This window comes from Acinetobacter rudis, from assembly GCF_031157835.1.
Lineage (GTDB): Bacteria > Pseudomonadota > Gammaproteobacteria > Pseudomonadales > Moraxellaceae > Acinetobacter > Acinetobacter rudis_A.
This window is the reverse complement of the sequence record NZ_JAVIDR010000002.1, coordinates 337,585-351,210: the sequence shown is the minus strand read 5'-3', so window position 1 is coordinate 351,210 and position 13,626 is coordinate 337,585. Positions and strand designations below refer to the sequence as shown.

The window sequence follows — 13,626 nt, the reverse complement described above, 5'->3', positions numbered from 1 at the left end:
TTATTCATCAGGATAAGCCATTTTTTTCAATGATTGAATATCGGCATGTGGGATACATTGAGAAATAAATTCATAGCCATAACCCCGTAATAAATGTCCCTTCCGTACAGCAATCCAAGTGGTATTGATACCAAATAATTCAGTTGGGATTTGTTTTAAACGACGGTCACGTTCATGGTCATATGCAACATCATTGACAATGCCAATCCCCATACCTAGCTCAACATAGGTTTTAATCACGTCAGCATCTAGAGCTGCCATAACAATATTGGCTTGTAGGTTGGCTTGTTCAAATGATAAATCAATTTTTGAACGTCCAGTAAAGCCGCCATGGTAGGTAATAATTGGGTATTCAGCTAACTTTTCTAGGGTAATCTGCTCTGGTTCAAGCTGAGTGAGTGGATGGTCTTGAGGTAAAATAATCGAGTGCTTCCAATTATAAAAAGGAACACTGGCTAGGTTATCTTCATTGGTCAAAGACTCTGTAGCAATTCCGATATCAACACTGCCAAGCAAAAGTAATTCAGTGATTTCAACTGGACTAGCTTGTTGTAATACTAAATGTACTTTAGGAAATAGCTGTTTGAAAGCATTTACAATTGGAGGTAATACATAGCGTGCTTGCGTATGTGTAGTTGCAATGGTCAAAGTACCTTCATCAACTTTGTTAAAATTATCAGCAAGACGTTTAATATTATCTGCATCTATAAGCATGCGCTCAACGATGCTTAGTAGTGCTTGACCAGGTTCAGTAAGTCCCAATAGACGCTTACCTTTACGGACAAAGAGTTGTACGCCTAGTTCATCTTCTAAATCTTTAATATGTTTACTTACACCTGATTGTGAGGTGTAAAGTGCAGCTGAAGCTTCGGTCAGATTAAAGTTCTGTCTAACTGTTTCGCGGATGATTCTAAGTTGTTGAAAATTCATCGTAGTAATACCTTAAATATAATCAGCCCATGATGTTGTTTGGAATCTATTAAGCATGATCATTTACAAATAAGTGAAGGTTAACAGGGCGAATCCAGACTGATTGATTGGGTCTGAACTGATGAAGTTTTGCTTCTTCAGCACTTAATTCGATTTCAATGAGTCGACCATTTTGGTCTTGAAGTTCCGCCATAATTTTTCCAGCAATCCAAACTTCACGGGTAAACGTGGCTTGTAATGTATTTTCAACAGGCTGTGGGAAAATCTGTAGTTCATCTGGTCGAGCAAAAGCAATCACTTTACCAGTTGGCTCATTTTGTAATTGTGGTAGGTGCAAGCGATCTTCGTTCACTTGGATAATACCATTATTGAGATGTTGTGCATCAAATCGATTTGCTTGGCCTAGAAAATCAAAGACAAATGGCGTCTTAGGTTGTTCATAAACTTCACGTGGAGAGCCTATTTGTTCTACGTTGCCTTTATTCATGATAATAATTTGATCTGCAACTTCAAGAGCTTCCTCTTGATCATGGGTCACAAAGATAGAGGTAATATGCAATTCATCATGTAAAGTACGTAGCCAGCGGCGTAACTCCTTACGAACCTTAGCATCTAAAGCGCCAAAAGGTTCATCAAGTAATAAAACCCGTGGTTCAACAGCTAAAGCACGTGCTAAAGCAATACGTTGACGTTGACCACCAGATAATTGTGCTGGATAACGATCGGCCAAGAAGCCCAATTGAACCAATTCGAGTAATCGATCTACTCGTTTTTTGATTTCGGCTTCAGACGGGCGAGTTGAGCGAGGGCGAACACGTAAACCAAATGCGATATTGTCAAAAACAGTCATATGACGGAATAGGGCATAGTGTTGGAAAACGAAACCTACTTGACGTTCACGAACATGTACATTGGTGGCATCTTGGCCTTCTAAAATAACCTGACCTTGGTCAGCAGATTCAAGTCCCGCAATGATACGTAACAGTGTTGTTTTACCACAGCCAGAAGGCCCTAATAGTGCAACCAGTTGTCCTTCAGGAAAGTCTAGAGAGATATTATTCAGCGCGTGGAATGCACCAAAACGTTTGTCGATATTTTTAACTTGAATACTCATGTTAACATTCCTGTTTATACGCTTGAATCTTGTTTATGTTGAACTTGTTTTTCCTGACGAATCTCTACCCATGTTTTAATGATGAGCGTAATAATCGCCAAGAAGGCCAGTAAGGACGACACTGCGAATGCTGCGCTGAAAGTATATTCGTTATATAAAATTTCAACGTGTAAAGGGAGTGTATTGGTTTCGCCACGAATATGGCCCGATACTACCGATACTGCTCCAAATTCACCCATTGCACGTGCATTACACAAAATTACTCCGTAAATGAGTCCCCATTTAATATTGGGTAAGGTCACTTTCCAAAATGTTTGCCAACCAGAAGCACCCAGTACGATTGCAGCTTCTTCTTCCTCTGTGCCTTGTGCTTCCATTAAAGGAATCAGTTCGCGTGCAACAAAAGGTACAGTAATAAAAATTGTGGCAATGACAATTGCTGGTGTGGCATATAAGATTTTAATATCGTTATCAAGCAGCCATTCACCCATCCAACCTTGTGTGCCAAAAATCAGTACCAGCATAAGCCCTGCAATAACTGGAGAGACTGAAAATGGCATATCAATAATCGTTGTTAAAATTGATTTGCCACGAAAGTCAAACTTAGCTACAGACCAAGCCGCAGCAACACCAAACACGACATTTAGAGGTACGGCAATTGCGGCTGTAATTAGAGTCAGTTTTACTGCTGATAAGGTATCTGGATGTATCAATGCTTGAAAATATACACCAAGACCTTGTTTAAACGCTTCGACAAAAACCAAAATCAGCGGCAAGATGAGGCAACCAAGGAAAAATAATGCAGCAATGGTTAACAGTGTCCAACGCACCCAAGTGGGTTCTCTTGTTGCATCACGAGACTGTAGTTTTTGTGCTAAAGCATTACTGGAAGAATTAAAACTCATCGTGCAGTTCTCCCTGTGCGACGGCTAGCCCAAGCTTGTAATAGATTAATAAAGAATAAGATAGCAAAAGAAATAACCAACATCATGACTGCAATGGTTGTTGCGCCAGCAAAATCATATTCTTCTAAACGAGAAATAATCATTAATGGTGCAATCTCAGTTTTAAAAGGTTGATTCCCTGCAATAAAGATAACAGAACCATATTCACCAACACCGCGGGCAAAGGCCAGCGCAAAACCAGTCAATAGAGCAGGTAATAAAATAGGTAATATGATTTTAGTCACAATTTGTAGTCTACTTGCACCTAGAGCAGAAGCCGCTTCTTCAAGTTCAGTTTCTAAGTCACTGAGTACTGGTTGTACGGTACGCACAACAAAGGGAATCCCAATGAAAATCAATGCTAAGGTAATACCTAAAGGTGTATAGGCAACATGTATACCTATAGGCTCTAAATATTGGCCAATCCAACCAGTAGGTGCATATAAGGCTGTTAAGGCAATACCAGCAACAGCTGTTGGTAATGCAAAGGGTAAGTCAATGAGCGCATCTACGACGCGTTTGCCTGGAAAATTGTAACGTACTAAACACCAAGCAAGCAGTAAACCAAACACAACGTTGATGAGTGCAGCAATGAGTGCAGTACTAAAGCTGAGTTGTAATGATTTTAAAATACGCTCAGAAGTTAAAATCTCCCACAAACCAGACCAACCAATTCCCATGGATTTAATAAAAACCGCAGATAAGGGAATTAATACAATAAAAGACAAATAAGCTAGGGTAAAGCCTAGTGAAAGACCAAAACCTGGCAGCACTCGGGAACGCTGCGACATGACGACACCTCAAAACGAGAAATGCTTATTGAATTCAATAAGCCTTAAAAATTAAGTAATAAAAAAGAATCTTGCGCACTAAAAAGAAAGTTTCACTCGGTGAATCCAATCCTCTGCGTTCATTGCTAAGCCTTGATGTTTGCTATGAAGTAAATGATCAAAAATTTCAGGAAAATATCCAAATCCTGAAGCAACATTGATATGACCTACTTGACCTAAGTTACGACATGGAACTTGCCAAATCTGACTAAGTTGTTGTGCAACCTCAAAAGATAACCAAGGATCATTTTCACTAATGATCATTTCTGTTGCTACTTTAGGCTTTAATGCTAGGAAATAATCACGGTAATTTTCCTTGGTTCCTTCAGGTGAAGAAGCATTTTCTGCTTGTGCAAAACCTGTCGAGGAGAAACGAGCAGGATTTGCAGGTGCAACCAAAATTAACTTTTTAACTTTACTGCATAGCTCAGGGTATTGTTCCAGCGTTGCCAAGCTTGTTAAGCAGCCAAAGCTATGAGCAACAATTTGAATTGCTTCTGGTGCTTGTAAAAGTGCTTCAGCCATATTTGCAACCCACATAGAGAGCACAGGATGGTTCCAATCTTGTTGAACACGTGAAGTCGATTTAAGTTGACGTTCAAGCCAAGACTGCCAGTGGTCAATATTACTGCCACCTACTCCTGGAACAATCAGCGTATGAATCATGTCGGTGCCTCTATGTTGCGTGAATAGCAAATGGTTGCTTAATTTTTAACAGTATTTTGTTTGATAATTTGATCAAAAATACCGTTATTGTCGAAGTGTAACTTTTGAACTTTTGTCCAACCACCAAACTCTTGATCAATCGTAACTAACTTTAATGGTTTAAAAACTTGAGCATATTTTTGTAATACAGCTGTATTACGTGGGCGGTAGAAATTCTTTGCAGCAATTTCTTGAGCCAATGGAGAATAGAGAAAATTGAGATAACCCAGTGCGACATAGTGATTACCATGTTTGTCAGCATTTTTTTCTACTATAGCTACAGGTGGTTCCGCTAAAATTGACAGTGATGGTGTGACAATTTGAAATTTACCTGGTTGTTCACGTACAGCCAAGTACGCCTCATTTTCCCATGCTAAAAGTACATCACCAATGCCACGTTCAGCAAAAGTAGTCGTTGCACCACGTGCACCCGAGTCGAGTACTTTGGTTTGTTTATAAATCTGCGCAACAAAACTTTGAGCTTTGGCATCAGTTCCATACTGATGTTTTGCCCAAGCCCAAGCAGCTAAATAGTTCCAACGTGCACCACCCGAAGTTTTAGGGTTTGGTGTAATGATTGCAACGCCTGGTTTAACTAAGTCATTCCAATCCTTGATATTTTTAGGGTTATCTTTGCGCACTAAAAATACGATTGTTGAAGTATATGGGGTTGAGTTATGGGGAAATTTCTTTTGCCAGTCTTTAGGCACTAAATCTGTTTTTTCTGCTATGGCATCAATATCTGCTGCTAACGCTAAAGTAACTACATCGGCTTGTAAACCATCAATCACTGCTCGTGCCTGTTTGCTTGAGCCCCCATGCGATTGTTTGAAGTTAATTACTTGTCCCGTTCTTTTCTTCCAATAGGCAGCATATTCTTTATTAATATCTTCGTAAAATTCACGAGTTGGGTCATAGGATACATTTAGAAAATCTTTAGCCCAGATATGGCTACTTGTTGCTGTGACAAGTACAGCAATAAGTCCAAGTTTTAATTTTGAAAAACTCATATAATTGTTCCTATTTTTGCTGAGCTAAGTAATGATGAATGCAGGATAGCTCGTGATGTAATTCGTAAAAAATAATAAAAAACGAATTTAATATGATGAAAAGAGATATTGTGCTTGGATTTTTATTTTTGAAATTATAGATATAGAGGTTTTGGTCGATGCAAGTGTGTTTTAAAAATGCTGTTCCAGTGCAATCAGTGGACTTAATGGATCGTGCTTTTCATTATGGTGATGGGTGTTTTAGTACCGTTGCTGTGATTGATGATGTGGTTTTACTGCATCAACGTCATATTGATCGTTTGAGAAATGCAGCTAAGCAACTGGCTTTAGATTTGGATTTTGCACTCATTGAACGCAGCTTGCAGCAATTACGTCAGAACCATGGTGTTCTCAATGGTAGTCTGAAGATGTTAATTAGTCGGGGTGTTGGACAACGCGGGTATGGTTTTCCAGATCATTGTGCTGATTTTTATTTGTTTTATTATCCAAATCAGCGCCGTGAGTTTGTAGCGGAATATATTCATAGCGGCGTATTAAAGACACAAATGGGTCTACGAACAGCACAGTTGGTTGGGGTGAAAAGTTTAAATTGTTTAGAACAGGTATTGTTCAAACACGAAGCAGAACAGCAGCAATGGACTGAGGCATTGGTGACAGATTTAAAACAACATGTCGTGGAAGGCATTAGTAGTAACTGTTTTTTTTATATAAATGATGTTTGGGTTAGTCCTCTCTTAAGCGATAATGGCGTACATGGCGTGATGCGCGCAGAAATTCTACAGAGAATGCAACAACATCAGTTAAACTACCAATTACGTCATGTTGATGTTGCAGAAATTGCTCAGATAGAGAGCTTATTTTTTTGCAATGCTTTGGCACCAATGAAAATTGTGCAAAAATTGCAGCAACGCGAATTAGCGGTTCAACCTTGTGTTGAATTGTTTAATACCTTAAAACTCAATCAGTTAGATAGTTATGCCTAAAACCAAGTCCAAATCCAAAACACAGAAAAAAAATGGTTTTTTTTCGGAAAATCCTATAGTTAAGTTGTTTTTTGTTCTTTTTGTGGCTGCGAGTTTATGTCTTGCTTTTGTGCTGCAACAAAGTTTATTTAGCGATTATCCTGTACAAGGTAAAAAGCAGAAGCTATCTATCAATTCTGGTGAAACGTACAGTCGTTTTATTGATCAGTTGGCGGCAGAACATAAAGTTAAATTTCCTTTAGTACTTAAAGTTTATCGTAAATTTTTTATTCAAGACTCATTAAAGGCTGGCATCTATGAAGTCAAGGCAGGCATGAGTGTACGTCAGGTCTTGGAGATGATTGCGAATGCGGAAAATGCCCAAATGAATCGTATTTTGGTTATTGAAGGTACTACAGTAAAACAACTACTCAATACATTAAATAAAGATCCTTTAGTAGAGCATCAGGTAGGTCAAAAATCAGCTGAAATTATTAAGGCCTTAAATATTCCATATACTCATTTAGAGGGCTTATTTGCACCAGATACGTATTTCTTTGACAAAGGTACAACCGATCAACAGATATTAACTGACCTCTACCAACGTCAAATGAAGATACTGGATACAGCTTGGGAAAAACGTGACTCCGATTTGCCTTATAAAACTAAATATGAGGCGCTTATTATGGCTTCAATTATTGAAAAAGAGACCAGTGTTGATAGTGAGTTACGTCAGGTTTCAGGCGTATTTGTTCGTCGTTTGAAGCTGGGTATGCGTTTACAAACAGACCCAACTGTTATTTATGGTATGGGAGATGCTTATAAAGGCAGCATTACACGTCAGGCATTACGTACACCAACAGCTTATAACACTTATACTATTAATGGTTTGCCACCAACACCAATTGCACTCCCAAGTAAAAAAGCGATTGAAGCCGCAATGCATCCTGATCAGTCCGATGCGATTTACTTTGTAGCAACAGGTAATGGTGGGCATAAGTTTAGTCGAAATTTGGAAGAGCATAATCGTGCAGTTCAAGCATATCGCGCTGTTCTTGCTGAAAAAAATAAGGAGTCCTAATGTTTATCAGTTTTGAAGGTACCGAGGGTGTAGGTAAATCAACACTGATTGCCAAGTTAAATGAATACTTCATTGAGCAAAATAAGACAGTATTATTAACTCGTGAACCTGGTGGAACTGCGGTTGCTGAACAGATTCGCCATTTGTTGCTTTCGACAGAACATACTGAAGCGATCAGTCATGATACTGAGTTATTGTTGATGTATGCAGGGCGTGCTCAACATTTGGAAAATAAAATTTTACCTGCCTTAATGGCGAATAAAATCGTTTTATGTGATCGTTTTTGTGATGCAAGTTTTGCTTATCAATGCGCTGGTCGTGGGTTAAGTCGTGAGAAATTAGCACTACTCAATCAAAATTTTGTTTCTCGCATGCCTGATTTAACTTTTTGGTTAGATGCACCGATTGAAACAGGTATGGCCCGTGCGCGTGCGCGAGGCGCGCTTGATCGTTTTGAGCAAGAAAAAGCGACATTTTTTACACGTGTACGTGAAGGTTATACTGAATTGTATCAACAACAACCACAACGTATTAAACGTCTAGATGCAACTTTGTCAGCAGAGCAAGTTTTTGCACAAGCTTTGGTATATTTACAAGCCATACTTTAAAGCCAGTCCGCTGCTTATTTCAAAAAACTTTGTTTTAACACTTTCCTTTCATTGTTAATTTTAATATGTTGGATAACATAAAATAACATTGCAAAGGATCGTGATGATAGTACAACAGCATGAAATAGAAGCTTTTTTACAGCAAGAGTTTCCCCAGAGTCTTGAAAAATGCAGTATTGAACACGTTGGTGAAAATACTGCTACTTTACGTTGTCATGTCAACGAACAGGATTTACGACCAGGAGGGACTGTCTCTGGCCCAACCATGATGATGTTGGCTGATATTGCATTGTATGTCGCTATTTTGGCTGAAATTGGTTTGGTTGCACTTACTGTAACAACAAATCTCAACATTAACTTTTTGCGTAAACCCATTGGTGGTCAGGATATTCGCGCAGTATGCAAGCTGATCAAAGTGGGGAGAACTTTGGCTGTTGGTGAGGTGTGGATTTATTCAGTTGGTTCTGATGACCCTGTTGCGCATGTCGTGGGTACTTATGCCATACCACAAAGTTAACATCTCATCATCGTATCCAGTTTGTTTAGGTAAGAAATGGCTGGATTACCCTATTTTTTGGCTGAAAGTTCAGATGTGGTAAGATTTGATCCTCGATAAAATAATAATCATTCTTATTTGGAGTGTTGATTATGTTTATCCAGGATACGCAAAATTTTCCAGTGGTTAAGATTAGTTATGAAAGTACGGATGGAATTAGTCTTGAAGAAAATATTGCTCGCTTTGAAGCATTGTTAGATCGGCAGCAGCCCTTTGTTTTGGTTGGTGAAGGACCAACCCCAACACAGCAAGCAAGCCATGAGGAACGCAAGTTTATTGCTACATGGGTCAAATAAAAACGTCAGGATTTGGCTGAGTTTGTAAAAGCTTTAGTTCATATTGAAGCCGATGAACAAGCAAGATTGCTGATGCAAAAGTTCGCTAATAATTATGTGAAATTTGCTGGATATCCAATGTTTGTTGTGACTGATCAACAACAGGCGCAGCAGATTGTTCGTTCAGTACTGAAGCATTAAATTGAGGTGAAGCTTAAAGGATGCTAGCAAATGAACACCATTGTCTCGCCGATCGATTAGATCGTTCTATTGTTATTTTAACAATGCAACAGCGAGTTCCTGATTGGGAACTCGCAATGCATCACCACTTAAAAAACCAATTTGTTGTTTGTTTGTCAGGACTGATCACTCTACAGACAGAGCAGGGTATTTGGATTTTACCTCCCAATACTGCGCTCTGGATTCCTGCAATGACTGAACATCAAGTAAAAAGTTATGGTTATTCTTCAGGTTATGTACTGTTTATTGATTTAAAGTTAGATATTGAAATTCCTGATCATTTTCAAATGTATCATACCAATGAGTTTTTAAAGGCATTATTGGCACGAACAGCGACGATTACGCATGATTATATTTTAGAGCAGGAACAGCGGTTGATGGATTGTTTGCTAGATGAAATTTTAGCAGCACCGAAACAGTCTTTTTATTTGGCGATGCCACAAGAACAACGTATAAAAAAAATCACACATCATTTATTGGCTCAACCAGAATTGAACCTGAGTTTGTCTGAATGGGCACATCTTTGTTGTATGAGTGAGCGTAGTATGACGCGGGCTTTTCAACGTGAGACTGGCATGAGTATTAATCAATGGCGGAAAAAACTGCACATTATTATGGCATTACAGTGGTTAAGTGAAGGGGAAAGTGTACAGCGTATAGCCCATCGTTTGGCCTATGATAGCGATACCAGTTTTATTGTCATGTTTAAAAAGTTTATGCAGGTGTCTCCAAAAAAATATTTAAAGTCTCATCCAGAGTTGCTAGTTTCAGCTTCAACATTGCTTACAACATCTATATGAATGAAAAAACTGTAGCTCATTTTGAGCTACAGTTTTTCAAGAACGTATAGACTGAATCAATCTAAACTGTCGCTAATGTGTCTGTAGGGCTTGCATTTACAACTTGTAATTGAACTTGTGTGTTCTGAGGACTTAATACTGTTTTATATAACTGTTCAGCCAGTTCTGGATAATCAAGTGTGTAATGAAGTCCACGTGATTCTTTACGTTGCATCGCACAGCGTACAATCATTTCAGATACCAAAACTAGGTTCCGTAGCTCAATTAAGTTTTTACTGACATGATAGTCTTGATAATACTCATTAATCTCAGATTTCAGCATTTCAATTCGGTGCAAAGCCCGTTCTAAACGTTTATTTGTACGTACAATACCTACATAGTTCCACATCGTTGCACGTAGTTCATCCCAGTTTTGCAAGATAACGACATCTTCATCTGCATCTTTTACTTGTGAGGTATCCCACTCTGGAATATAGGGATATTCAAAGTTAGCATTGAACTGTTGCTGAATATGTTGTGCGGCACTCATTCCATAAACAAAACACTCAAGTAAAGAGTTGCTGGCCATGCGGTTAGAGCCATGTAAACCCGTATAAGAGGTTTCTCCAATCGCATAGAGACCATCGAGATCCGTTTGACTATGTTCATCTACCATTACACCGCCACAAGTGTAGTGTGCAGCTGGTACGACAGGAATCATATCTTTTGTGATATCAATGCCGAGTTCAAGTAAACGTGCATAAAGAGTTGGGAAATGCTCTTTAATAAAATCTTCAGATTTATGCGTGATATCTAACCAAACATGGCGTATACCTAGTCGTTTGATTTCAAAATCAATAGCGCGCGCAACAATGTCCCGAGGCGCTAATTCTGCTCTTTCATCAAAGCGCAGCATAAAACGTTCACCATTAGGTAAGCGTAGATAAGCACCTTCACCACGCATCGCTTCGGTAATAAGGAATGAGCGTGCTTTTGGATGATAGAGGCAAGTCGGGTGGAATTGGTTAAACTCCATGTTGGCTACACGACATCCCGCACGATAGGCCATTGCGATCCCATCACCCGTTGCGATATCTGGATTAGAGGTGTAGAGATAGGCTTTCATTGCACCACCACAGGCGAGCGCTGTAAAGGGAGCAAGGAAAGTGTGTACACAATCGTTATCTATATCAAGTGCATATAAACCTAGCGCACGGTCTTTTTGTGCCGTGTGGCCAAGCTTATGTTGAGTAATCATATCGATTGCTATGAAATTCTCAAAGATATGAATATTGTTTTGTTGGCGAGCACGTTCAACTAAAGTGGTTGAGATTGCTTTTCCTGTAGCATCAGCGGCATGAATGATGCGGCGCTGTGAATGACCACCTTCACGCGTAAGATGTAATTGCTGGTTTTGGTCTAGAGTAAAATTTACCCCATGCTGTAATAAAAAGTCGACAGATGCTTGTCCACCATTGACTGTTTGAGCAACTGCATCTAATTCACACAATTGCACACCAGCAATCATGGTGTCATCAATATGCTGCTGAATAGAATCTGCTTGATCGAGTACTGCTGCTACTCCCCCTTGGGCGTAGTAGGTGCTTGCATCATGTAAGTCCGATTTTGCAAGTACAGCAATGTTTAAATGCTTTGCCAATGAAAGTGCGAGACTTAAACCTGCACCACCACTACCGACAATGATCACATCAAACTGATGTGTGGTCCCTTGTTTAGACATGTCATCCTACAACGTTTTGATCGTCCAGTTATGACACTCCTTTTTGGCACAAAAAACAAGTCTTGAATGCAGGCTTTTGATGAATAAGCATTAAGTTGTATCGTTTAGTTAGAAACTTTGCATGATTTGAAGCTGAATAATAAGCTGAGCTAAAATTTTGTGAAGTGTTGTAGTCACGCTGGCAGAAAAAATTTATTTTAAATTCCATAATATTAACTAAGATATTGTTTTACAAAAATATAGAAACATATTTTAACGCAATTTCTAAAATGAATATGTTACAACCACTTTTATCAACTTAATTACTAGAGAGTTCAAGCTTCATGAAAGGTCGCTATTTACAACAAGGCATGTTTGCAGCAGTGTTTGCCGTAGCCGCACAAAGTCAAGCTGCTTCTGCGGTTGATTTTTCTAATTTGGTCGAGCAAGTCAGTCCAGCCGTCGTGAGTGTTAATGTCGTTAAAAAAATGACACAGGATGAGTTGTTACAACAGCAAGTACCTGAAATTTTGAAGCGTTTCTTTGGTAATCAAGTGATTATTCCTCAACAACGTATGCCACAAGAAAAAACAGCATATGGTAGTGCTTTCTTCATTAGTAAGGATGGTTATTTGCTCACTAACCATCATGTGGTTGAAGATGCATCAAAGGTTACGATTGTGTTGAACGATCGTCGTGAAATTGATGCTAAGGTCGTTGGAAGTGATGCACGTACAGATGTTGCATTATTAAAAGTAGAGGGCAATAGTTACCCTGCATTAACACCTGGTAATGTCGAACAACTTAAAGTTGGTCAACCTGTACTTGCAATTGGTTCGCCATTTGGATTTGACTATTCGGCATCAGCTGGAATCGTTAGTGCTAAGTCCCGTAATATGCAACAAGGCGAAACATCAGTGCCTTTTATTCAGACCGATGCTGCTTTAAACCCAGGTAACTCAGGTGGGCCTTTATTTAACCAAGCAGGTCAAGTTGTTGGTGTAAACTCACGAATTTTTAGTGGCACAGGTGGTTATATGGGACTGTCTTTTTCCATTCCAATTGATGTCGCTATGGATGTTGCAGACCAGTTAAAGAAAAATGGTAAAGTTACACGTTCTTATTTAGGTGTGGTGATGCAAGATGTTGATCGCAACCTTGCTGAAGCTTATAAGTTACCTAAACCAGAAGGTGCTTTGATCATTCAGGTTGCGCCTAACTCTCCAGCTGAAAAGTATGGACTAAAAGGTGGTGATGTTATTTTAAAATATAACGGTACTGCAATTTCGCGCACTTCTGAACTTCTTAACTATTTGAATAGAACCTCTCCAAATCAAAGTATACAACTTGAAATTTTACGTGATGACAAAACTCGTCAAATTCAAGCGACTTTAACAACAGCTCCAGATGATACGCCTGCAAAAAATACGGGGAATAACGGAAATGTTGCAAGAAAGGGCCCAGTATTAGGTGTGGCGATTCGTAGTTTGAGTGAAGTTGAGATAAAACAATTAGGGATTAAAGGCGGCATATTAATCCAAGATGTGAATCTTGGTGGACTTGCTGCACAATCTAAAATGTTGCCAGGTGATGTTGTAACCAAAATTAATAACGTTAATGTATTAAATGCCAATGATTTTGTTGAAGCGGTGTCTGAGTTAAAAAATAACACCGTGGCTCGTGTGGGTATTATTCGTGCGGGTCAGCCTGCAATTTTAGGTCTACGGATTCAATAATGGTGTAATACAGCTTAAAAGGAATTTTTCCCTTTTCTCTTATATGCTATGAAAGTCCCCAGAAGGGGACTTTTTTATATGTTGCAAGTCAGATTGTGTCGCACAAATAAAAATAAAGTGTTAATTGATCTACACA

Annotated in this window: 15 protein-coding genes; 8 read left to right on the top strand and 7 right to left on the bottom strand. The window is 39.0% G+C overall.

Annotated elements, in window-relative coordinates:
* The 6 genes from RFH42_RS03670 to RFH42_RS03645 all read right to left on the bottom strand — a co-directional run bounded on the left by RFH42_RS03670 (position 1) and on the right by RFH42_RS03645 (position 5,533).
* Positions 1-930 carry a CysB family HTH-type transcriptional regulator gene (locus RFH42_RS03670; protein ID WP_308974197.1) on the bottom strand — a complete coding sequence of 310 codons (930 nt, stop codon included), beginning with the start codon at positions 928-930 and terminating at the stop codon, positions 1-3.
* Between the two features lie 49 nt (positions 931-979).
* A complete protein-coding gene (locus RFH42_RS03665) occupies positions 980-2,044 on the bottom strand; it encodes a sulfate/molybdate ABC transporter ATP-binding protein (RefSeq protein ID WP_308974196.1) in 1,065 nt (354 codons plus the stop codon).
* Between the two features lie 14 nt (positions 2,045-2,058).
* Complete coding sequence (gene cysW, locus RFH42_RS03660; protein WP_308974195.1) at positions 2,059-2,949, bottom strand: sulfate ABC transporter permease subunit CysW; 891 nt, start codon at positions 2,947-2,949, stop codon at positions 2,059-2,061.
* Positions 2,946-3,779: a sulfate ABC transporter permease subunit CysT gene (cysT, locus tag RFH42_RS03655; protein ID WP_308974193.1), complete on the bottom strand. Its 834-nt coding sequence runs from the start codon at positions 3,777-3,779 to the stop codon at positions 2,946-2,948. Before cysT ends, cysW begins: the two co-directional genes overlap by 4 nt.
* 78 nt (positions 3,780-3,857) lie before the next feature.
* Complete coding sequence (locus RFH42_RS03650) at positions 3,858-4,484, bottom strand: RBBP9/YdeN family alpha/beta hydrolase (protein WP_308974192.1); 627 nt, start codon at positions 4,482-4,484, stop codon at positions 3,858-3,860.
* 38 nt (positions 4,485-4,522) lie between these two features.
* The gene (locus RFH42_RS03645) at positions 4,523-5,533 is read right to left on the bottom strand and encodes a sulfate ABC transporter substrate-binding protein (RefSeq protein ID WP_308974191.1); all 1,011 of its coding nucleotides are present in this window, start codon (positions 5,531-5,533) and stop codon (positions 4,523-4,525) included.
* Between the two features lie 158 nt (positions 5,534-5,691).
* Here RFH42_RS03645 and pabC point away from each other — a divergent pair, with 158 nt between their 5' ends.
* The 7 genes from pabC to RFH42_RS03610 all read left to right on the top strand — a co-directional run bounded on the left by pabC (position 5,692) and on the right by RFH42_RS03610 (position 10,055).
* Positions 5,692-6,516 (top strand): aminodeoxychorismate lyase, encoded by an 825-nt coding sequence (gene pabC, locus RFH42_RS03640; protein ID WP_308974190.1) that lies wholly within the window; start codon positions 5,692-5,694, stop codon positions 6,514-6,516.
* On the top strand, positions 6,509-7,576 hold the full coding sequence (gene mltG, locus RFH42_RS03635; protein ID WP_308974189.1) for an endolytic transglycosylase MltG: 1,068 nt from the start codon (positions 6,509-6,511) through the stop codon (positions 7,574-7,576). Before pabC ends, mltG begins: the two co-directional genes overlap by 8 nt.
* Positions 7,576-8,184, top strand: coding sequence for a dTMP kinase (gene tmk / locus RFH42_RS03630; protein ID WP_308974188.1), 609 nt, complete (start codon positions 7,576-7,578; stop codon positions 8,182-8,184). Before mltG ends, tmk begins: the two co-directional genes overlap by 1 nt.
* A 103-nt stretch (positions 8,185-8,287) precedes the next feature.
* A complete protein-coding gene (locus RFH42_RS03625) occupies positions 8,288-8,701 on the top strand; it encodes a PaaI family thioesterase (protein WP_308974187.1) in 414 nt (137 codons plus the stop codon).
* 131 nt (positions 8,702-8,832) lie between these two features.
* Entirely contained in the window at positions 8,833-9,036 is a 204-nt protein-coding gene (locus tag RFH42_RS03620) for a hypothetical protein (RefSeq protein ID WP_308974186.1), read from the top strand.
* Positions 9,037-9,048: 12 nt separating this feature from the next.
* Positions 9,049-9,216 (top strand): hypothetical protein, encoded by a 168-nt coding sequence (locus RFH42_RS03615; RefSeq protein WP_308974185.1) that lies wholly within the window; start codon positions 9,049-9,051, stop codon positions 9,214-9,216.
* A 20-nt stretch (positions 9,217-9,236) separates the two neighbouring features.
* Entirely contained in the window at positions 9,237-10,055 is an 819-nt protein-coding gene (locus RFH42_RS03610) for a helix-turn-helix domain-containing protein (RefSeq protein ID WP_308974184.1), read from the top strand.
* A 61-nt stretch (positions 10,056-10,116) separates the two neighbouring features.
* Here RFH42_RS03610 and nadB read toward each other — a convergent pair whose 3' ends face one another.
* Positions 10,117-11,775, bottom strand: a complete 1,659-nt coding sequence (gene nadB / locus RFH42_RS03605) for an L-aspartate oxidase (protein ID WP_308974183.1) — start codon at positions 11,773-11,775, stop codon at positions 10,117-10,119.
* Positions 11,776-12,098: 323 nt separating this feature from the next.
* On the opposite strand from nadB, the gene RFH42_RS03600 reads away from it, so the two are divergent.
* Positions 12,099-13,490: a Do family serine endopeptidase gene (locus RFH42_RS03600; RefSeq protein ID WP_308974182.1), complete on the top strand. Its 1,392-nt coding sequence runs from the start codon at positions 12,099-12,101 to the stop codon at positions 13,488-13,490.
* The last annotated feature ends 136 nt before the right edge of the window (positions 13,491-13,626 follow it).